16 protein-coding genes are annotated in these 18530 nt (G+C 68.4%); 12 read left to right on the top strand and 4 right to left on the bottom strand.

The window, feature by feature from the left end; genetic code table 11:
- Positions 1-137 precede the first annotated feature (137 nt).
- A complete protein-coding gene (locus tag NNX35_RS00325) occupies positions 138-1934 on the top strand; it encodes a DEAD/DEAH box helicase (protein WP_255866694.1) in 1797 nt (598 codons plus the stop codon).
- A gap of 77 nt (positions 1935-2011) precedes the next feature.
- Here NNX35_RS00325 and NNX35_RS00320 read toward each other — a convergent pair whose 3' ends face one another.
- A complete protein-coding gene (locus tag NNX35_RS00320; protein ID WP_255866693.1) occupies positions 2012-2629 on the bottom strand; it encodes an isochorismatase family protein in 618 nt (205 codons plus the stop codon).
- Between the two features lie 4 nt (positions 2630-2633).
- Positions 2634-3959, bottom strand: a complete 1326-nt coding sequence (locus tag NNX35_RS00315; RefSeq protein ID WP_255862755.1) for a nicotinate phosphoribosyltransferase — start codon at positions 3957-3959, stop codon at positions 2634-2636.
- 86 nt (positions 3960-4045) lie between these two features.
- Here NNX35_RS00315 and clpS point away from each other — a divergent pair, with 86 nt between their 5' ends.
- The 4 genes from clpS to NNX35_RS00295 all read left to right on the top strand — a co-directional run bounded on the left by clpS (position 4046) and on the right by NNX35_RS00295 (position 6914).
- Positions 4046-4354 (top strand): ATP-dependent Clp protease adapter ClpS, encoded by a 309-nt coding sequence (gene clpS, locus NNX35_RS00310; RefSeq protein WP_227918245.1) that lies wholly within the window; start codon positions 4046-4048, stop codon positions 4352-4354.
- 58 nt (positions 4355-4412) lie between these two features.
- Positions 4413-4970: a DUF2017 domain-containing protein gene (locus NNX35_RS00305; protein WP_255764613.1), complete on the top strand. Its 558-nt coding sequence runs from the start codon at positions 4413-4415 to the stop codon at positions 4968-4970.
- 94 nt (positions 4971-5064) lie between these two features.
- Positions 5065-6066, top strand: coding sequence for a glutamate racemase (murI, locus tag NNX35_RS00300; RefSeq protein WP_255866692.1), 1002 nt, complete (start codon positions 5065-5067; stop codon positions 6064-6066).
- On the top strand, positions 6063-6914 hold the full coding sequence (locus tag NNX35_RS00295) for an MBL fold metallo-hydrolase (RefSeq protein ID WP_255764611.1): 852 nt from the start codon (positions 6063-6065) through the stop codon (positions 6912-6914). The genes murI and NNX35_RS00295 overlap by 4 nt, the downstream gene beginning before the upstream one ends.
- 8 nt (positions 6915-6922) lie before the next feature.
- Here NNX35_RS00295 and NNX35_RS00290 read toward each other — a convergent pair whose 3' ends face one another.
- On the bottom strand, positions 6923-8341 hold the full coding sequence (locus NNX35_RS00290) for a S9 family peptidase (RefSeq protein ID WP_255866691.1): 1419 nt from the start codon (positions 8339-8341) through the stop codon (positions 6923-6925).
- A gap of 206 nt (positions 8342-8547) precedes the next feature.
- On the opposite strand from NNX35_RS00290, the gene rph reads away from it, so the two are divergent.
- From rph to NNX35_RS00270, 4 genes are all read left to right on the top strand, one after another.
- Entirely contained in the window at positions 8548-9321 is a 774-nt protein-coding gene (gene rph / locus NNX35_RS00285) for a ribonuclease PH (protein ID WP_227933194.1), read from the top strand.
- On the top strand, positions 9322-9966 hold the full coding sequence (gene rdgB, locus NNX35_RS00280; RefSeq protein ID WP_255866690.1) for an RdgB/HAM1 family non-canonical purine NTP pyrophosphatase: 645 nt from the start codon (positions 9322-9324) through the stop codon (positions 9964-9966).
- A 95-nt stretch (positions 9967-10061) separates the two neighbouring features.
- On the top strand, positions 10062-10760 hold the full coding sequence (locus NNX35_RS00275; protein WP_255764608.1) for a DedA family protein: 699 nt from the start codon (positions 10062-10064) through the stop codon (positions 10758-10760).
- Positions 10753-11769: an exonuclease domain-containing protein gene (locus NNX35_RS00270; protein ID WP_255862760.1), complete on the top strand. Its 1017-nt coding sequence runs from the start codon at positions 10753-10755 to the stop codon at positions 11767-11769. Before NNX35_RS00275 ends, NNX35_RS00270 begins: the two co-directional genes overlap by 8 nt.
- Positions 11770-11794: 25 nt before the next feature.
- Here the strand turns inward: NNX35_RS00270 and NNX35_RS00265 are convergent, their stop codons facing one another.
- Positions 11795-12829 carry an ADP-ribosylglycohydrolase family protein gene (locus NNX35_RS00265; protein WP_255866689.1) on the bottom strand — a complete coding sequence of 345 codons (1035 nt, stop codon included), beginning with the start codon at positions 12827-12829 and terminating at the stop codon, positions 11795-11797.
- Between the two features lie 356 nt (positions 12830-13185).
- Here NNX35_RS00265 and NNX35_RS00260 point away from each other — a divergent pair, with 356 nt between their 5' ends.
- The 3 genes from NNX35_RS00260 (at position 13186) to NNX35_RS00250 (ending at position 18523) form a co-directional block, all read left to right on the top strand.
- The gene (locus tag NNX35_RS00260) at positions 13186-14205 is read left to right on the top strand and encodes an MIP/aquaporin family protein (RefSeq protein ID WP_255866688.1); all 1020 of its coding nucleotides are present in this window, start codon (positions 13186-13188) and stop codon (positions 14203-14205) included.
- 98 nt (positions 14206-14303) lie between these two features.
- Positions 14304-15467: an exonuclease SbcCD subunit D gene (locus tag NNX35_RS00255; RefSeq protein WP_255866687.1), complete on the top strand. Its 1164-nt coding sequence runs from the start codon at positions 14304-14306 to the stop codon at positions 15465-15467.
- Positions 15464-18523 (top strand): AAA family ATPase, encoded by a 3060-nt coding sequence (locus NNX35_RS00250; protein ID WP_255866686.1) that lies wholly within the window; start codon positions 15464-15466, stop codon positions 18521-18523. Before NNX35_RS00255 ends, NNX35_RS00250 begins: the two co-directional genes overlap by 4 nt.
- Positions 18524-18530: the final 7 nt, after the last annotated feature.

The raw sequence follows: 18530 nt of genomic DNA, 5'->3' as shown, positions 1-18530 counted from the left end.
GCGAAGGCAGTTAGTCCTGATGTCTGCATGACCTATGTGTTTACGCCTGCGCCCGCGCGCAGTCGCTCAGCGCTGCGCCCGTCCGGTGCCCGCACGGCAACAACCAATCGAGCAATGAGAAAGGTTGCGTTTCCCGCGTGAGTTCCGAAACCCTGTTCGGCGCCGGTGCGTCCCTGCCACCTGCCTACCCCGGGCGCGCCGCCTGGGGCACCGCCCCGAAGCTGCGTCAGTGGCAGGCAGAGGCCCTCGAGAAGTACTTCGCATCCAATGCCAGCGATTTCCTGGCCGTTGCCACCCCGGGCGCCGGTAAAACCACCTTCGCCCTGCGTGTGGCCAACGAACTGGTGGAGCGTGGGATCGTCAACCGCATCACCGTCGTCGCCCCGACGGACCACCTGAAACGGCAGTGGGCCGACGCCGCCGCGAAGGTGGGCCTGGCCATCGACCCGAACTTCAAGAACGCCGACGGGCGGCACGGGCACGGGTTCATCGGCGTGGCCGTCACCTACGCGCAGGTGGCATCCAAGCCGATGCTGCACCGTGCCAAGACCGAGGCCGCCCGCACCCTGGTGATCCTGGACGAGATCCACCACGGCGGTGACGCCCTCTCCTGGGGCGACGGCATCCGCGAAGCGTTTGAGCCGGCCGTCAAGCGGCTTTCCCTGACGGGTACGCCGTTCCGCTCGGATACCGCAGCCATCCCGTTCGTGGAGTACGTCGAAGACAGGGACGGCATCCGCCGGTCCAAGGCGGACTACACCTACGGCTACGGACAGGCGCTGAAGGACCATGTGGTCCGCCCGGTGATGTTCATGGCCTATTCGGGGCAGATGCGCTGGCGGACCAGCGCCGGCGACGAGATGGCGGCGTCGCTTGGCGAAGCCGCGGTGACCAAGGACATCACGGCGCAGGCCTGGCGCACCGCCCTGAATCCCACCGGCGAGTGGATTCCCGCCGTGCTGGCCGCAGCGGACCGCCGCCTCACGGAGGTCCGCCGGTCCGTGCCCGATGCCGGCGGGCTGGTGATCGCCACCGACCACGACGACGCCCGTGCGTACGCCGGCTGGCTGAAGAAGATCATGGGCGAATCACCTACGGTCATCCTGTCCGACGATGCCAAGGCATCGGAGAAGATCGAGGAATTCTCCGCCGGCACCCAGCGCTGGATGGTAGCCGTGCGGATGGTGTCTGAAGGCGTGGACGTGCCGCGCCTCGCCGTCGGCGTCTACGCCACCTCCACCGCAACCCCGCTGTTCTTCGCGCAGGCCGTGGGGCGTTTCGTGCGTGCCCGCAAGCGCGGCGAGACGGCGTCGGTGTTCCTGCCTTCCGTGCCGAACCTGATGGCGCTGGCCAACCAGATGGAAGTCGAACGCGACCACGCGCTGGACCGTCCGGACAACCATCTGGAGGAGGAGGGCTTCGGCCTCGAGGACAGCCTGATGGAGGCGGCAAACCGCGAGGAAAAGGCCTCCGGCGAGCTGACCAAGCAGAAGTTCGAGGCCCTCGAATCGCAGGCGTCCTTTGACCGGGTCCTGTTCGACGGCGGCGAGTTCGGAACCGGCGGTGCGCTGGGCAGCGAGGAGGAGCAGGATTTCCTCGGCATTCCGGGCCTCCTGGACGCGGACCAGATGAGCACGTTGCTGCGCCAGCGCCAGCACGAGCAGCTTTCCCGCAGGGGCCGCCGTTCCGGTGCCGCAGCCGAGGCAGTGCCGGCGGAAGCCCCGGAAGTGGTGGATCACCGCCGGCTGACCGAACTGCGGGGCGAGCTGGCGAAGAACGTTTCTGCCTGGTCCGCCCGCTCCGGCATGCCCCACGGCGTGGTGCACAGCGAGCTGCGCCGGATCTGCGGCGGACCGCCCGTGGCCCAGGCCAACGAGGAACAGCTCAACAAGCGGCTGAAGAAGCTGCAGGACTGGTTCATCGGCCGCAAGTAGCGGCCCCAGGAAAATGACCCCGGGGAACGGCAGAGGGCCGGTCGCAGCAGCGGCCGGCCCTCTGTCCTGCGCCCTTGCTAGAGGTCGATGATCTCCACGCCGGCGTCTTCGAGTTCGGCCCAGGCCGCGAGCGTTGTCTCACGCTTGATGCCGCGGCACAGTTCCGGGATCACCGCGGTGGTGTAGCCGGCAGCGATGGCGTCCAGGGCAGTGGCGCGTACGCAGTAGTCAGCGGCAAGGCCCAGCACCACCACCTCGTCCACGTCGTTGTCCCGCAGCCAGTCGTCGAGGCTCAACGTCTCGGCGTCTGTCTCCGGCTCGGCTTCCGGCTCCCCGAGGGGAACTTCAACGTCCGGGGCCAGGACACCCTCAAAACCGGAATACGCCGCTTCGTACTGGCCCTTGCGGAAGAAGGCATCCACCAGTTCTGTGTCCAGGTCCGGGTGCGGCTGGGCACCGGGGGTACCGGCGACGCAGTGCGGAGGCCAGGAGTCCACGAAGTCCGGGGTATCCGAGAAATGCGCACCGGGATCGATGTGCCAGTCCTGGGTGGCGGCGACCAGATCGTACCGGCCGGCGGAGGTTTCCACGTAGTCGGTGATTTCCCCCGCGAGGTCGGCCCCGCCGGCCACAGCCAGCGAGCCGCCTTCACAGAAGTCGTTCTGCACGTCGACGATTATCAGGGCGCGGGCCATTTGCTTACTCCTCGTATTCGGTGGGGATGACCGGCTCGCCGCGCTGCAGGCGGTTCACCGAGGTTGGCAGTTCGGCAAGGGACGCAGCGTGCTGCTTGGCAGCACGCGTCACCGCCTCCGGTCCGGTCCAGCCGGGCTGGACAACGCCGTCGGCCACGAACTGGTGCAGCAGCGTACGGTCGTTGCCGTCGTCCGCCGGTGCATGGCCGATGCCGATCACCTCGGCGGTTGCCGTGCCGTGTTCGTCCAGCCGGCGCAGTGCGTACTTGCGCCCGCCGAGCGAGACCTTGTTTTTCGCGGCCTTGGCAACGGAGACGAACTCGTGGTCGTCTCCCTCGCGGCTGACCAGTTTGTAGACCATGCCGGCGGTGGGAGCCCCGGAGCCGGTGACCAGGGAGGTGCCGACGCCGTAGGCATCCACGGGAGCCGAGGCCAGGGCCGCAATCGCAAACTCGTCCAGGTCGGATGTGACCATGATGCGCGTCTTCGCGTTGCCCAGCTCGTTGAGCAGGTCCCGGACCCAGCGCGCCTGCGCCACGAGGTCGCCGGAATCCAGCCGCACGCCGCCCAGCGACGGTCCGGCAACTTCCACCGCGGTGCGGACCCCCCGCTCGACGTCGTACGTGTCCACCAGGAGGGAGGTGCCCATACCCAGCGATGCTGTCTGCGCGGTGAAGGCTTCCTTTTCGGAATCGTGCAGCAGGGTGAAGGAATGCGCGGCGGTGCCCACGGTTTTCAGGCCGTAGCGCAGGCCGGCCTCGAGGTTGGAAGTGCTGTCGAAGCCGGCGATCACTGCCGCGCGGGCCGCGGCAACGGCCGCTTCCTCATGGGTGCGGCGCGAACCCATTTCGATGCACGGGCGTCCGTCGGCAGCGGAGGTCATGCGGGAAGCCGCGGAGGCAATGGCACTGTCGTGGTTGAGCATGGACAGGATCATCGTTTCGAGGATGCAGGCTTCGCCGAAGGTGGATTCAACGATCAGCAGGGGGGACTGCGGGAAGTACGCCTCGCCCTCGGCGTAGCCGTAGATGTTGCCGGAGAACCGGAAGTCCGCGAGCCACGCCAGCGTGCGTTCGTCCACCACGTTGGTCCTGGCCAGGAAGTCCAGCTGCGGTTGGTCGAAGCGGAAGTTTTCGAGGGCTTCGAGAATGCGGCCCGTTCCCGCCGCGATGCCGTAGCGGCGGCCTTCCGGCAGCCGCCGGGCAAAGACTTCGAACACGGACCGGCGGGAAGCCGTACCCGAGTGGAGGGCGGCCTGGAGCATGGTGAGCTCGTAGTGGTCCGTATAGAGGGCTGAATTCGGGGTGTGCCGGACGGCGGGACTGTTCACAGGCAAAACTCTAACCCGCGGATCCCCATTGAGCAGAAGGCTGCACTGCGGAGGTTCGCAGCCGATTCCTCACTACAATTGGACCTATGGCTACCAGCACCGCGACCGGAACGGACACCCTGACACGTGAAGAGACGGATACCCTCACGTCTTCGGATGTTCCCTGGGTCGTGATTGTCTGGAACGACCCGGTTAACCTGATGAGTTATGTCAGTTACGTCTTCCAGAGCTATTTCGGCTATTCGGAGGCCAAGTCCCACCGCCTCATGCTGGAGGTCCACCAGGCCGGGAAGTCCGTAGTGGCCACCGGATCCCGGGAATCCGCAGAACGCGATACCCTCGCCATGCATTCCTACGGGCTGTGGGCCACCTTCCAGAAGGCGGACGCGGCCTAGCACCGCCTGGCACCGCCTACACCGCAGAACCCAGTACGCAGAACAGAAACGGATATTCGTGGCCACCGGCTTCAAGCTCACCCGTAAGGGCATTACCGCAAACCTGGAACCGGGGGAGCGGGACCTGCTGCGCAAGCTCTTCTCCGATGTGCAGGCCTTGCTGGAACCTGACACTGCCGCGGACGCCGATCCGCTCGCGGCCATGGTCGGCATCGACCCGTCGGCGGCCGTTCCGGATGACTCGGCCCTGCTGCGGCTCCTCCCCGCCGGCACCACGGGGAACGACGACGACGCCCTCGAGTTCCGGCGGTTTACGGAACGGTCGCTGCGCGAATCAAAACAAAGCGCCCTGCGCGCCGCCGCGCTGCAGCTGGAGGCGGCTCCGCTGCGCCTGGACACCGAGCAGGCGCAGCTCTTTGCGCGCGCCTTGAACGATGTCCGGTTGGTGCTTGCCGACCGCCTGGGCCTGGAAGATGACGAAGACGCCGAGCGGCTGCATGACATCACCGATCCGTCCAAGGCCGAGGATCTGGACGGCTACCTTGCGCTGGTGTACAACTTCGTCACATGGCTGCAGGAGACACTCATGCAGGCGCTGCTCGACTCCCTGCGCTGACACGGAATCGGCTGTGTCCGCAGCTGGTTTTGTGAGCAACGGCACGGTCCGGTGAATGTGCCCGTGCGCGGGGGAGGACTATGGTCGTTACATTATGAGTTCGAACCCGGCCAGCTCCTCCACCCATCCACTGGGCACGTCCGTGCACGAAGCAGTCCGGGTCAAGGACCCGGACGCCCCGATCGGCATCTTTGACTCCGGTGTCGGCGGCCTGACAGTGGCGCGCGCCGTCCTGGACCAGCTGCCCAACGAAGCCGTTATGTACGTGGGGGATACCGCCAACGGACCCTACGGACCCCTGCCGATCGCCGAAGTCCGGGCCAAAGCGCTGGGCGTAATGGACGAACTGGTGGATTCCGGCGTCAAGCTCCTGGTGATTGCCTGCAACTCCGCCTCCGCCGCCGTCCTGCGTGACGCCCGCGAGCGTTACACGCACCGGTACGGCATCCCCGTCATCGAGGTCATCCAGCCGGCGGTCCGCCGCGCAGTGGCTGCTACCCGGACCGGACGGATCGGCGTCATCGGCACGGCTGCCACTGTTGGTTCGCGGGCCTACGACGACACCTTTGCCGCGGCCCCGCACCTGCAGGTGTCTTCGGTGGCCTGCCCGGCGTTCGTGGAGTTCGTCGAAGCCGGCATCACGTCCGGCCCCGATGTGCTGGCCACGGCGGAGGAATACCTGGCTCCGCTGAAGGCCCGGGACGTGGACACCCTGGTCCTTGGCTGTACCCACTACCCACTGCTCACCGGCGTCATTTCCTATGTGATGGGCGACGGCGTCACGCTCGTTTCCAGTGCCGAGGAGACCGCGAAGGATGTCTACCGCGCCCTGATCTCGCACGGGATCGAACGGCGCTCGCAGACCCCGCCGGAGCACACCTTCGTTGCCACCGGAGACTCTGCCTCCTTCGAGCTGCTTGCCCGGCGTTTCCTCGGCCCCGAGGTGCTGAGCGTGCAGCAGGTGGAACATGTGGCCGCGCATTACCCCACCGGCAGCATGGCGCGGGTCACCCCGCAGATGATTGCCGCAGCCCGGGCTGACGCCCCTGAACGCACGGAGGCGCACAGCGGCGGCTCCAGGAACGGCACGGTATGAAACTGACCATTGTGGGCTGCAGCGGATCCTTCCCCGGGCCGGCCTCGCCGGCGTCGTGCTACCTCGTGACCGCCAACGACGGCGTCCGCGACTGGCGGATCCTGCTGGACCTCGGCAACGGATCGCTGGGTGCGCTGCAGCGCTACATGGACCTGCGGGACATTGACGCCGTCCTGCTGACCCACCTGCATCCGGACCACTGCATGGATCTGTGCGGCCTCCACGTCGCCGTGCACTGGGACCCCTCCGGCTGGAACCGGGACCGGATCAAGGTCTGGGGGCCGGCGGCAACGGCGGACCGGATGGCCACGGCCTACGGGCTGGAGCTGGACCCGGGCATGCACGAGGATTTCGAGTTCTCCAACTGGACCGCCGGCAGCGCAGTGCAGATCGGGCCGTTCACCGTGACCCCCTACCCGGTGCGGCACCCGGCCGAAGAGGCCTACGCCCTGCGCGTGGAAGCCCGCACCCTGGACGCCGACGGCGAGCCCGCGCTCCGGACCCTGGCGTATTCCGGGGATACCGATTCCTGCCCCGGGCTCGAAGATGCCGCCCGGGACACCGATGTCTTCCTCTGTGAAGCTGCGTTCCACGAGGGCCGGGATGACGCCATCGAAGGGGTGCATCTGACCGGGCGCCGCGCCGGAGCAGCGGCCACCGCAGCGCAGGCCCGGCGCCTGCTCCTCACGCACCTGCCGGTCTGGAACGACGCCAGCGTCAGCGTTTCGGAAGCACGCGAAACCTACAGCGGGGACCTCGCCGTCGCCGTGGCCGGTGTCTCCTACGACGTCGGCAGCCCGTTCAGTGCACCGCTCGCCGTGCAGGGCGGGGTCCATCCGGCGGGGTAGGCCCGCCGTCAGCGGCCCCTTCCATGCCCGTGTCCGTGTCCGTGCCCGTGCCCGTGTCCGTGACCGGAGCCCGGGTCCTGCGGGTAGTCCCGGTCGTTGACGAATTCTTCGGGACGGTACCTGATGAAGTCCGCTTCCCCCAGTCCCAGTGATTCGGCTGCCCGGTCAAGCTGCCGGGGCTCGGCCAGGTTCCCCCAGCGGCCGGTGTCAAGGCGCTCGTCCATCGCCAGCACCGCGCCGACCCGCTCCGCGTCCGTGAAGGTGCAGTGCCCGGTCCGTTCGACGTAGGCCTGGCGCAGCAGCGCACCGGTGCCGGCTTCCCGAGCAGTCTGGGCGTACTCCTCCATGTACTCCACCGGCGCCAGGATGTCGGCCAGGGTATGCATGGTCAGCACCGGCATGAGGAGGTCCCCGTGCGGGGTCGAGGTGCGGTCCATCCACTCCAGGGCTTCCGGATCCGGTGCGGTGTCCGCGGTGGAGGTGAGGGTATGCAGGTCCCGGCGCAGATCCAGGCCGGCACTGCGGTACAGCGCCTTGACCTGCTGCCGCTGCGCCGAGTCACGCAGCAGGGAGCCGTAATCCACTCCTTGGTTCCAGCCGCTGTCACCGTCCGCTGCGTTGACTATCGAGGCACGCGAGCCGACCACAAACGGGATTGTCTGCAGCAGCCAGTTGTACTGCGCTTCCTGCTGTGCGGCGTAATCCTTCCGGTCCGGTTCCGTGTCCCCGCTGAACCAGGTTGGTGTGTTCATCAGGGCCGCCGCCAATGCCAGCCGGGCCCGGCCCTCCGGCGTCGCCTGTGCCTGCTGCAGCGCACCCATCAGGGCATTGATGGTGACATCGGCTTCCTCTGAGGTGCGGAATCCGGTCAACTGCAGGTCTGCTCCGGGCAGGAGCAGCTCGGCGAGTGCGTGGAGGCCGTCCAACTGGTAATTGTTCAGGTTGATTCCGCCGCCGAGCAGTCCGCAGGTGCTCACCGCTCCGTCCACGCCGCTGTCCGGGGTTTCGGCGATGAGGCTGCTGACCAGGCCGCCCATCGACGTGCCGAAGGCGATGGTCCGGACAGGTTCGCCCGCCGCAGCGGAGAAGGCGGCCAGGGTGCCCAGCTGGTCCTCGACCGCTGTTCCAAGGGCCCAGCCGGTGGCTGCATAGGACGAGGAAGCGACCGCGAATCCCCGGGCGGTCAGTGCCTGGGCGGTGGATTCGAAACCCGGGTCCCGGGCCGGGTTGTCGGGTCCGGGGCGGAAGCCGTGACTGTAGAGCACCAGCTTGCCGTTCCAGTCCTGCGGCAGCTGTGCCGCCCACGTTGCTCCGCCGGGAAGCGTCCCCCCGAGCTCCGTGACGGCGGGTTCTGCCGCGGTTGCCGGTGCCGGGGCGGTTGCCAGGGCCAGCGAAACGGCAACCCCCAAAGATGAAAGTCTGCGCATGTGCGTGCCGATCCTTTCTGCGTCATTGCAGGGGGTCGTTCCTCCAGACCCTCCCGGTGTTCGGAACGGGAGGGAAGGGGTCCGACGGTACGGCGCCACCCTAGGAGCGGGGCAGCGCGAGAGAAAGGGTAGGGACGCAAACAGCCCGGCCCGTCTGCCCGGCCCGTCCGCCCGGCACGGGACGGCCCGGCCGATAGACTGGGCCTATGACAACCGCCGCAAACAGCCCTGTTTCCACCTCTTCCTCCACCGTCGTCCGCTCCGATGGCCGCACTCCCGACCAGCTGCGGAGCATCACCATTACGCGCGGCTGGTCGAAGCAGGCCGAAGGTTCGGCGCTGATCGAGTTCGGCAATACCCGGGTGCTGTGCACGGCGTCGCTGACCCCCGGCGTTCCGCGCTGGCTCAAGGGCGAGGGCAAGGGCTGGGTCACCGCCGAATACGCGATGCTCCCGCGGGCCACCAACACCCGCAACGACCGCGAATCGGTCAAGGGGAAGCTGGGCGGGCGCACGCACGAGATCTCCCGGCTGATCGGCCGCTCGCTGCGGTCCATCATCGACACCAAGGCCCTGGGCGAGAACACGATTGTCCTGGACTGCGACGTCCTGCAGGCCGACGGCGGCACCCGCACCGCCGCCATCACGGGCGCCTATGTGGCCCTCGCCGACGCCGTGGCCTGGGCCAAGGAAAACAAGCTCATTGCCCGCAACGCTTCACCGCTGCTGGACACCGTGGCGGCCATCAGCGTGGGCATCATCGACGGGGTCCCGATGCTGGACCTGCCGTACGTCGAAGATGTCCGGGCCGAAACCGACATGAACGTGGTGGTCACCGGCTCGGGTAAGTTCGTCGAGGTGCAGGGCACCGCGGAAGGTGCTCCGTTCGACCGGGCCGAGCTTGACGCCCTCCTCGACCTGGCCCTGGCAGGTACCGCAGAACTGGCCGTCATCCAGCGGCAGACCCTGGGCCTGGCCTAAATGCCGCAGCCGACAGCGCGCCTGGTCCTGGCCACCCGCAACCCGGGCAAGCTGCGTGAGCTGCGGGAACTGCTCCGCGGGCAGGTACCCGGCCTCGACGTCGACACGCAGGTGATCGATGCCGCCGCGGCCGGAGTGCCCGATGTCGCCGAAACCGGTGTGACCTTTGAACAGAACGCGCTGCTCAAGGCCCATGCGGTAGCGGCAGCCACCGGCCTGCCGGCCGTCGCGGACGATTCCGGGCTGGCCGTAGACGTCCTGGGCGGGGCGCCCGGGATTTTTTCGGCGCGCTGGTCCGGCCGGCACGGCGACGACGCGGCGAACCTCGAACTGCTCCTGGCCCAGCTGGGCGACATTTCCGCCGAGCACCGCGGGGCGGCGTTCGTCTGCGCTGCTGCCCTGGCACTGCCCGACGGCGGCGAGACCGTGGAACGCGGCGAACTGCGCGGAACACTGCAGGACTCGCCGCGGGGAGCGGGCGGGTTCGGCTACGACCCGATCCTGCAGCCGGCCGGGCTGGACCGCACCTGCGCCGAACTGAGCAGTGCGGAAAAGAACGCCATCAGCCACCGCGGCCAGGCCTTCCGCGCCCTGCTGCCGGCCCTGGTAGCCGCCTTGGACGACGGGTCCCCGGGGATTTCCTGATCTGCTTCCCGGGTGTGCGATGTGTCCCAAACACGCCCGGGAATGCGACCCGGATTCTTCCCTGTCAGGGGGCCTAGGGCAGAATTGAGCCCGAGATGACTATTACACAAGCCGTTACCCCAGCCACCTCCGTCCCCGCCGAAGCCTCCGGCGACCCCTCCGCCCTCGGGGGTGTGGCGGACTGGGCGGTCGGCATGATGGAAACCATCGGCGCTCCCGGCGCCGGGCTGGCCATCGCCCTGGAAAACCTCTTCCCCCCGCTGCCGAGCGAAATCATCCTGCCGCTGGCCGGCTTCACCGCCAGCCAGGGCAACTTCTCCATCGCCGCCGCACTGTTCTGGACCACGCTGGGGTCCGTCGTCGGCGCCCTGGCACTCTACGGCCTCGGCGCGTGGCTGGGCCGGAACCGGATGCGCAGGCTGGTCGCGAAGGTGCCGCTGGTGGACCTGGAGGACGTGGACAAAGTCGAGGCCTGGTTCGGGCGGCACGGGAACAAGGCCGTGTTCTTCGGCCGGATGATCCCGCTGTTCCGCAGCCTCATCTCGATCCCTGCCGGCATCGAACGGATGCACCTGCTGACCTTCACGGCCCTGACCACTGCAGGCAGCCTGATCTGGAACGCAATCTTCATCGCGGCCGGTTACTACTTGGGTGAAAGCTGGCACATCGTCGAAGAGTACGCCGGCGTTTTCCAGAAGATCGTCATCGTGGCGGTAATTGCCGCGGCGGTTTGGTTCGTGGTTTCCAAGGTGCGTAGCTCCCGGCGGAAGCAGGCGGCCCGCGGCAATGCCTGAGGCAGGGCTCAGTTTTACCGCAATAGATTTTGAAACAGCCAACGGCTTCCGCGGCTCGCCATGTTCCGTGGGCCTGGTCCGGGTCCGCGGGGGACAGGTTGTCGAGGAAGCGTCCTGGCTGATGCGGCCTCCGGAGGGGCACGACTACTTTGATCCGCGCAACGTGCGGATCCACGGCATTGAACCCGGGATGGTGGCAGGAGCTCCCCGGTTCGGTGAACTCTTTCCGGAGATCGGCGCCTTCATCGGCGATGACCTGCTGGTGGCGCACAATGCCGCCTTTGACCTGGGCGTGATCCGTTCCGCATTGGAGGTCTCCGAGCTGGCGGGCCCGGCGTATGACTACACCTGCACAGTGGTCCATTCGCGGCGCACCTACCAGTTGCCGTCGCATTCGCTGCCCTTTGCCGCGGAAGCTGCCGGAGTGCCCCTGCTGAACCACCACGACGCCACCGAGGACGCACGGGCCTGCGCCGGGATCATGGTGGATATTGCCCGCCGCAGCGGCGCCCGGTCGATGCCGGAGTTTTTCCTGCGCGACGGCCGGCCCGCGTCTCATCTGCCGGCCTACGTGCCGGGGCAGCACCCGCTCTCCAAGGCCACGAGGGATGCCCTGGCCCGGGGCACCGGTACGCCGGCTGCGGCAGCCGGCGGGTGGCAGGGCTGGCCGTCGGAGGGTGACAATCCGCCGCCTAATCCGCTGGCGGACCCGGCGCATCCCCTGTTCGGCCAGACTGTTGTGTTCACCGGCAACCTGGGCATGGCCCGCCAGACCGCGAAGGACCGGGCCGCAGAGGTCGGCGCCCGTACGGCCAGCAACGTCACCCGCGCCACCAGTGTGCTGGTGGTCGGGGACGGTTTTGAGCCCGGGGACCTGCGCAGCGGGCGCCTGACCGGCAAGGCACGGCGGGTGCTGGACCTGCACGAGCGGGGCCAGCGCATCGAAGTCCTGTCGGAAGCCGAATTCCTGCAGACCCTCGGCGGCATTTGGCCGCGGGCATCGCAGTAGCGGGACCAGCGGCCGGCAGATTCTCCTAGGGTGCGACCGTGGCCGCGATGAACCCCGAGGCCAGTTTCTCAATAACCCCGCGTTCCTTCAGCGCCTCCAAGCCGGTTTCCGGAAGGGTGCCGTACCGGGTCCCCAGCAGGCTTCCCGTCACGACGGCGGCCGGCGCGCCGCCTGCTGTTGCCGCGTCCCGGATGGCAGCTGCTGTTGCCGCACTGAGGTCCCCGTCTTCCACGGCAGCGTCCGCTGCGTCTTCCACGGCCTGCGCGGCGTGCAGTCCGATCGCCAGGGCTTCTTCCGCCGTGGGCGTCCCGCCCGGGGTGCCGGTGCCTGCTGCACCCGCACCGCCGTCGTCGGCCAGTACCGCCTGCAGCCGGTCCGCGAGCTCCGGAACTCCGTTGGCCCGGGCTTGGGCCAGCGACTCCATTGCCGCGCTGCGGAGCGTTGCCCCCGGCGCCAGCAGACCGTGCACCATCGACGCGAAGACTGCTGCGCTGTGCCGGGCCGAAGGATGTCCGTGCGTCAGCGAGGCAGCGTCAAGGGCCAGCTTGTAGACCGTTTCGGTCCCGACATAGGGGAGCAGCCCGAACGGGGCAGAGCGCACCAGCGCGGCAGGAGTGTCGACGCCGGTGTTGAGCGGGCGCTGCCGGGTACCCATTTCCCCGGTGGAGAGCGCCTGCAGGACGTCGGGGTCCAGGTCTGCGGCCTGCTCGGTTCCGGCCGGCTGCAGCAGCGGCTCCGCGTCGATGGGGCGGGGCAGCGGCGACGGACCGTTCTCGGGAAGCGGCAGCCCCCGGCCGCGCATCCAGCGGAGATAGGCCAGCCAGATGCACGCCGTCTCGTCCGCTCCCACTCCCTGATTTGCCCATTCAATGGCCTCCAGCAGCCCGTCGAGGGAATACAGGGCCAGCTGTGTGTCCGCCGTGATCGAGGTGCCGGAGGAATCCCCGGCGGCATGGCCGGCGGCATCGCCCAGTGCGCCGCCGAGGAGGCAGCCCCGGATCTTCGGCGACAGGGCAGCGGAGGAAAGGAAGGCAGGAGCGGAAGCGGGTTCGGGGATCACTCCTCCAGCATAATGCCGGGTTCGGCGGGGAGCCGGGCCCGGGCCGGGCCGCACAGCATCCCACCGTGTGGGGCGGGAGCGCCCTGGTGTGACCTCACCGGCAACACCGGCACCATCGGGTGGGACCCTGTGGCGCCGGGAGCGCAGGGCAGGTGCCGCCGGAACCACGCCCGGTTGGCGTACAGGGCAAATTCAGGAAGTTAACAGGCTGCGCTGACACGGTGGGGTAGTTTGTAGTGAGTCCGAGCATGTCCCCGCCGTACCGTTCGGTGCAGGCCATGCCGAGTACCGCTTCTGTTTTGTACCGGCAGCCGTGAATCCGGTGCCGCCACCCACACGTTAGGAATCCTTCTTCCATGTCATCTGAGTCCTTACCACTCAGCGGAGCCCGGGCCGCAGCGCCCGCCCGCACTGCGGCGCCTGCAAACGGTGGCTACAACTACGGGTTTGTCGGACGGACGGTAGCCGAGGCCATCGGTTCGTTCCTGCTTCTCTTCGTCGGCATCGGGATTGCCATCTTCGGCAACACCGCCGGCGGCGGCATTGGCTCGCCGCTGGCCTTCGGCCTGGCCCTTGCCGGTGCAATGGTGGCTTTCGGCTACATTTCCGGCGGCCACTTCAACCCCGCAATCACGCTCGGCAGCGCAGTGGCCGGCCGCACGGCCTGGAAGTTCGTCCTGCCGTACATCGTGGCCCAGCTGGTCGGCGCCATACTCGGTGTTGCGATCCTGTGGGTGGTCATCACCGGCCACGACCAGATCGGTGAGCAGGCCCGTCAGTTCCTGACCGGCACGGCCAACGGTTACGACGAGCACTCGACGAACCTCTTCCCGCTTCCCAGCGCGCTGCTGATGGAGGTTGTTGCCGGTGCCCTGCTGACTGCCGTCTTCCTCGGCGCAGCGTCCCGCAAGGCAGGCACGGGCTCCCGCAAGTCCCTCGCCGTGTCAGGCGCCTTCGCCGTCGGCGTGACCTATGCCGTCCTGCTGACCGTCCTTGTTCCCGTCACCAACGGCGGCATCAACCCGGCCCGCTCCACCGCCGTCGCTATCTTCTCCGAAGGCTGGGCACTGGAGCAGGTGTGGCTCTTCTGGGCTGCACCCTTGCTCGGCGCAGTGATTGCCGGCCTGATTTTCCGCAGCGTGGACATGACCATCGACGCCCACCGCAGCCCGGCGGACTCCTTCCTGGAGGAGGACACGCTTGCTGGGGATGACACCGAAACCGTCAAGCCGGCCACGCTGGCCAAGCCGGCAGCAGCCACGCCGGCAGCCGGCAGCACGAAGCCGGTTGTTGACGAGGAAGCCCGCGGCTTCTTCGACAAGCCGGCCGACGGCACCTCCCGTCCGGAGGACGGCACGCCGGGCAACCGCGCCTAGGACCTAAGGCACTAAAAATGCAGGACCCCCGGGGGCAGCGGCACACGCCGCTGCCCCCGATCCGTTAACTGTCGGAGCCGGGCTGTAGTTTTTAAGACATGCGTTTACTGCACACTTCAGACTGGCACCTGGGCCGATCCTTCCACGGCGTGGGAATGCTCGATGCCCAGGCGGACTTCATCGACCGCCTCGTGGACACTGTCCGGGAACAGCGGGTGGATGCCGTGCTGATCGCGGGAGACGTATATGACCGCGCGCTTCCGGCGGTGGACACCGTGCGCCTGCTGGATTCGGCGCTGGAGCGCATCACGGGTGCCGGCGCGGTGGTGGTGCTGTCCAGCGGCAACCATGATTCCGCCGCCCGGCTGGGTTTTGGCAGCGCACTCTTCGAGCGGGCCGGCGTGCACCTGCGCACGCGGTATGAAGACATTGCCCGCCCCGTGCTGCTGCCCGCCGAGGGCAGGCCGGTGGCCGTCTACGGCATCCCGTACCTGGAGCCCCGCCTCGCCGCCGGGGAGCTGGGCGTTGAGGTCCCGAACCACTTCTCCGTCACCGAGGCGGCCGTACGGCGCATCCGCGCGGACATCCTTGCCCGCGAACAGGCCGGGGCGCCCGTCGCATCCGTAGTGATGGCCCATACGTTCGCCAGCGGCGGCATCAGCAGTGACAGCGAACGCGACCTGGCGGTGGGCGGGCTTGGTGCCGTCCCACTGGACCTGTTCGACGAGTTCTCCTACACAGCCCTGGGACACCTGCACGGCCGGCAGCAGCTGAGCCCCGCGGTCCGTTACAGCGGCTCACCGCTCCCGTATTCCTTCTCCGAGGCACGGCAGGCCAAGGGCGGATGGCTGCTGGAGTTCGACGGCGACGGCCTCGCTTCCGTAGAGGCGGTCACCTGGCCGGCCCGGCGCCGGCTGGCGGTGCTGCGCGGCAAGCTCGACGATCTCCTGGCGGATCCGGATCTTGCCGAGGCCCAGGATGCCTACTGCCAGGTCACCCTGACAGACAGCCAGCGGCCCGCCAAGGCCATGGAACTGCTCCGCACCCGCTTCCCGGACACCCTCGTCCTGGCCTTCGATCCGGAGGGCGGCGCCCGGGGGCCGGACCAGACGTACAGCCAGCGGCTGGCGAAGGCGACTGACGATCTCGACATCTGCTGCGGCTTCCTTGAGCACGTCCGCTCGCGCAGCGCAGCCGATGAGGAAAAGGACCTCTTCATCGAAATCCTGGGCAAGGTCCGCGAAGCAGAGGCAGCACAGTGAGAATCCACCGCTTGGAAATGCAGGCCTTCGGCCCGTTCGCAGACCGGCAGGTTATCGACTTCGACGAGCTGGGCGCCCACGGGCTCTTCCTGTTGAACGGACCCACGGGTGCGGGGAAAACCAGCGTGCTCGACGCCATCTGCTTCGCCCTCTACGGCACCGTCCCCGGTGCCCGCCAGCAGGGACGCCGGCTGCGCAGCGACCACGCTGCCCAGGACACGGCCCCCGAAGTGGTCTGCGAGTTCAGTTCCGGTGTCCGCCGCTTCGAAGTTGTCCGGAGCCCGCAGTGGGAGCGTCCGGCCAAGCGGGCGGGCGGGAAAAGCACCGTCACCGAGCAGGCCAAGACCCTGCTGAGCGAATTCGTTGACGGCGCGTGGGTCCAGAAGTCGTCCCGCAACGACGAAGCTTCAGCGGAAATCACCGAGCTGCTCGGGATGAACCGGGAGCAGTTCACCCGCGTGGTAATGCTGCCCCAGGGGGATTTTGCGGCCTTCCTGCGCGCCGATGCGGCCTCGCGCGAGCAGCTGCTGCAGCAGCTCTTCGGCACCTCCCGGTTTGAAGACATAGAACGCCGGCTCAAGGCCGAGCTTGTCGAAGCCACCGACCGCTTTGACAAAGCGCAGGAGCAGTCCGAACACGTGCTGCGTCGTGCACGTGACGAAATCCGGCGCTACCGCGGCGAACTGGCAGAAGGCAGCGGAGCGGATAACGAGGTTGTCGAGGCCGAGGGCGGGGAAACGGAGCTCGAACAGTTCCAGGCGGAGCTCGACTCCCGAAGCGCCGCGGCCCGCAAGGAACTCGCGGAGCTGATGACGGCACGGGAAAGCGCCGAGAAGCACCTGCAGGAATTCGAGCACCGCCGTGCCCGCGGCATTGCCCTGCAGCAGCTGATCCGGGACGAAGCGGAACATGCCCGGTCCGAAGCGGAGATTGAGCCGCAGCGGGCCGCGCTTGCGACCCACGCGGCTGCCTCCCTGCTGGCAGGCAGCGTACGGGCCGCGGAAGCCGCTACCCGGCGTGCAGAAAACCGCCGCACCGAAGCGGCCGGCGCCCTGCAGGCGCTGGCCGAGCATGTGCTGGCCCCTGTCTACGGTGTGTCGGCGGCCGCCGGGACCACGCTGCCGGACGGTGTGGAGGCACGCGTCGGTGCGGACCTCGCAGCCGTACGCGCGGCGTTGGAAGACGAAGAACGCAACGTGGCCCTGCTCGCCCGTGCCGGAGCGGACCAGGACGCTGCGGAAGCCCATCGGGCGCAGGCCATCGACGCCGACGCCTCGCTGGACTCCCTGCGGGCGGAAGAGACGGAACTGGCCGCTGAAGCCGCGGCGCTGGGACGGCTGGCGGAAGGGGAACCGCGGGCAGAAACCGCCCTGGCCGCCGCCGAAGAACTGGTCGCGACCATCAGCGGCTATGCCGCCGCCAACGAGCGCGCAGCAGCGACCGCGACGGCGGCTGCCGACGCCCGGCAGGAGTATCAGGATCTGCGGCAGCAGTGGCAGGATCTGCTGCAGGCACGCCTGGACCAGGCAGCGGCGGAGCTGGCACAGGAACTCGCAGACGGCGCGCCGTGCCCGGTTTGCGGGGGACTCGAGCACCCGCGCCCGGCGGCGCTGCCCGACGGCGAGGCTCCGGTCACCCGCGAAGCCGAGCAGGCAGCCAAGGCACGCGCGGGCAAGGCCGAAGCGGCCTACGAAGAAGCCCGGCGCTTGGCCGGTACCGCTGCCGAGGAAACCGCAGCCCTTCGCGCCCGCGGCGGTGCAGGAGATGCCGCCGCCGCACAGGAACAGCTCGATGTGGCCCGCGCAGAGTTGGAGAAAGCCCGCGGCGCCGTCCGGTCGCTGGCCGAAGCAGACCGTCGCCTGACGGCGATCGCTGCGGAACTGGCGACCGCCGAGGCTGCCCGTTCCGAGGCCCTTATTGCTGCTGCACAGGCGGATTCGCGTGCCGCCGCAGCCCGTGAACAGGCAGCGGAACTGTCCGCGCGCATCGGCGAGGCCCTTCAGGGCTTCCCGAGCATCAGCGAACGCGTCCAGTCCCTGACGCTGTTCGCGGAGCTTGCCGCCGCCGCCCGCGAGGCGGCAGGCGCGGCTGCCGCGGCCGAAGACGAGTCGGGCCGGGTCAGCGCTGAACTGGATGCCGCCCTGGCCGGAACAGCCTTTGCTTCGGCGGCCGAGGTTGAGGCTGCGTTGCTCGACGCCGCCACCGCAGACGCCTACGCCTTGGCAGTTTCGAACTGGGAAGAGCAGGGCCGCAGGCTGCTGCTGCGGCGGGAATCCCAGGCAGCGGCCGGACCGGACGACGCCGCGGGGGAGCCGCTGGCCGTACCGGACGAGGAAGACGTGGCAGAGGCGGCAGAGGCGGCCGCGGCTGCACGGAAGGAACAGGAAGAGGCCGCCCTGCTCGTCCGCCTGCTGGAAGGCTCCGCCGGGCGGCTCGCTGAATACTCCACCGAGCTGGAGGCGTCGCTTAAACGCACCGCGCCCCTTCGCGCCCGGCGGGACCTGCTGCAGTCGGTGGCGGATACTGCCCGGGGCGGCGGCGAAAACCAATACAAGATGACGCTGAGTACCTACGTCCTGGCTGCCCGGCTGGAGCAGGTGGCAGCGGCCGCCACGGAACGGCTGGCTGCCATGACCGGAGGCCGGTACGCGCTGGTACACAGCGATTCCAAGTCCGGCAACCGCAAGGCCGGCCTCGGCCTGCACGTCACCGACGAGTGGACCGGCCAGCACCGGGATACTTCCACCCTTTCCGGCGGCGAAAGCTTCATGGCCTCCCTGGCCCTTGCCCTGGGACTGGCTGACGTGGTCCAGCAGGAAGCAGGGGGCGTGAACATTGAAACCCTGTTCGTGGATGAAGGGTTCGGCAGCCTCGACGAGCAGTCCCTGGAGCAGGTCATGGACGCGCTGGAAGGGCTGCGCGACGGCGGCCGGGTGGTCGGGCTTGTCAGCCACGTGGCGGAAATGAAACAACGGATCCCGGCGCAGCTCCAGATCCTCAAGGGCCGCAACGGTTCCTCGGTCCGTTACAGCGCCGGCGAGGCCCTTATCCACTGACGTTCCC

The organism is Arthrobacter sp. zg-Y844 (assembly GCF_024385465.1).
GTDB lineage: Bacteria > Actinomycetota > Actinomycetes > Actinomycetales > Micrococcaceae > Arthrobacter_B.
The sequence above is the reverse complement of the archived record's forward strand: the minus strand, read 5'-3'. Positions and strand labels throughout refer to the sequence as shown.

Coding starts and splice junctions, on each gene's coding strand:
- NNX35_RS00320 (WP_255866693.1), bottom strand. CDS start 2,629: ATGGCCCGCGCCCTGATAATCGTCGACGTGCAGAACGACTTCTGTGAA.
- clpS (WP_227918245.1), top strand. CDS start 4,046: ATGGCTACCAGCACCGCGACCGGAACGGACACCCTGACACGTGAAGAG.
- murI (WP_255866692.1), top strand. CDS start 5,065: ATGAGTTCGAACCCGGCCAGCTCCTCCACCCATCCACTGGGCACGTCC.
- NNX35_RS00295 (WP_255764611.1), top strand. CDS start 6,063: ATGAAACTGACCATTGTGGGCTGCAGCGGATCCTTCCCCGGGCCGGCC.
- NNX35_RS00290 (WP_255866691.1), bottom strand. CDS start 8,341: ATGCGCAGACTTTCATCTTTGGGGGTTGCCGTTTCGCTGGCCCTGGCA.
- rph (WP_227933194.1), top strand. CDS start 8,548: ATGACAACCGCCGCAAACAGCCCTGTTTCCACCTCTTCCTCCACCGTC.
- rdgB (WP_255866690.1), top strand. CDS start 9,322: ATGCCGCAGCCGACAGCGCGCCTGGTCCTGGCCACCCGCAACCCGGGC.
- NNX35_RS00275 (WP_255764608.1), top strand. CDS start 10,062: ATGACTATTACACAAGCCGTTACCCCAGCCACCTCCGTCCCCGCCGAA.
- NNX35_RS00270 (WP_255862760.1), top strand. CDS start 10,753: ATGCCTGAGGCAGGGCTCAGTTTTACCGCAATAGATTTTGAAACAGCC.
- NNX35_RS00260 (WP_255866688.1), top strand. CDS start 13,186: ATGTCATCTGAGTCCTTACCACTCAGCGGAGCCCGGGCCGCAGCGCCC.
- NNX35_RS00255 (WP_255866687.1), top strand. CDS start 14,304: ATGCGTTTACTGCACACTTCAGACTGGCACCTGGGCCGATCCTTCCAC.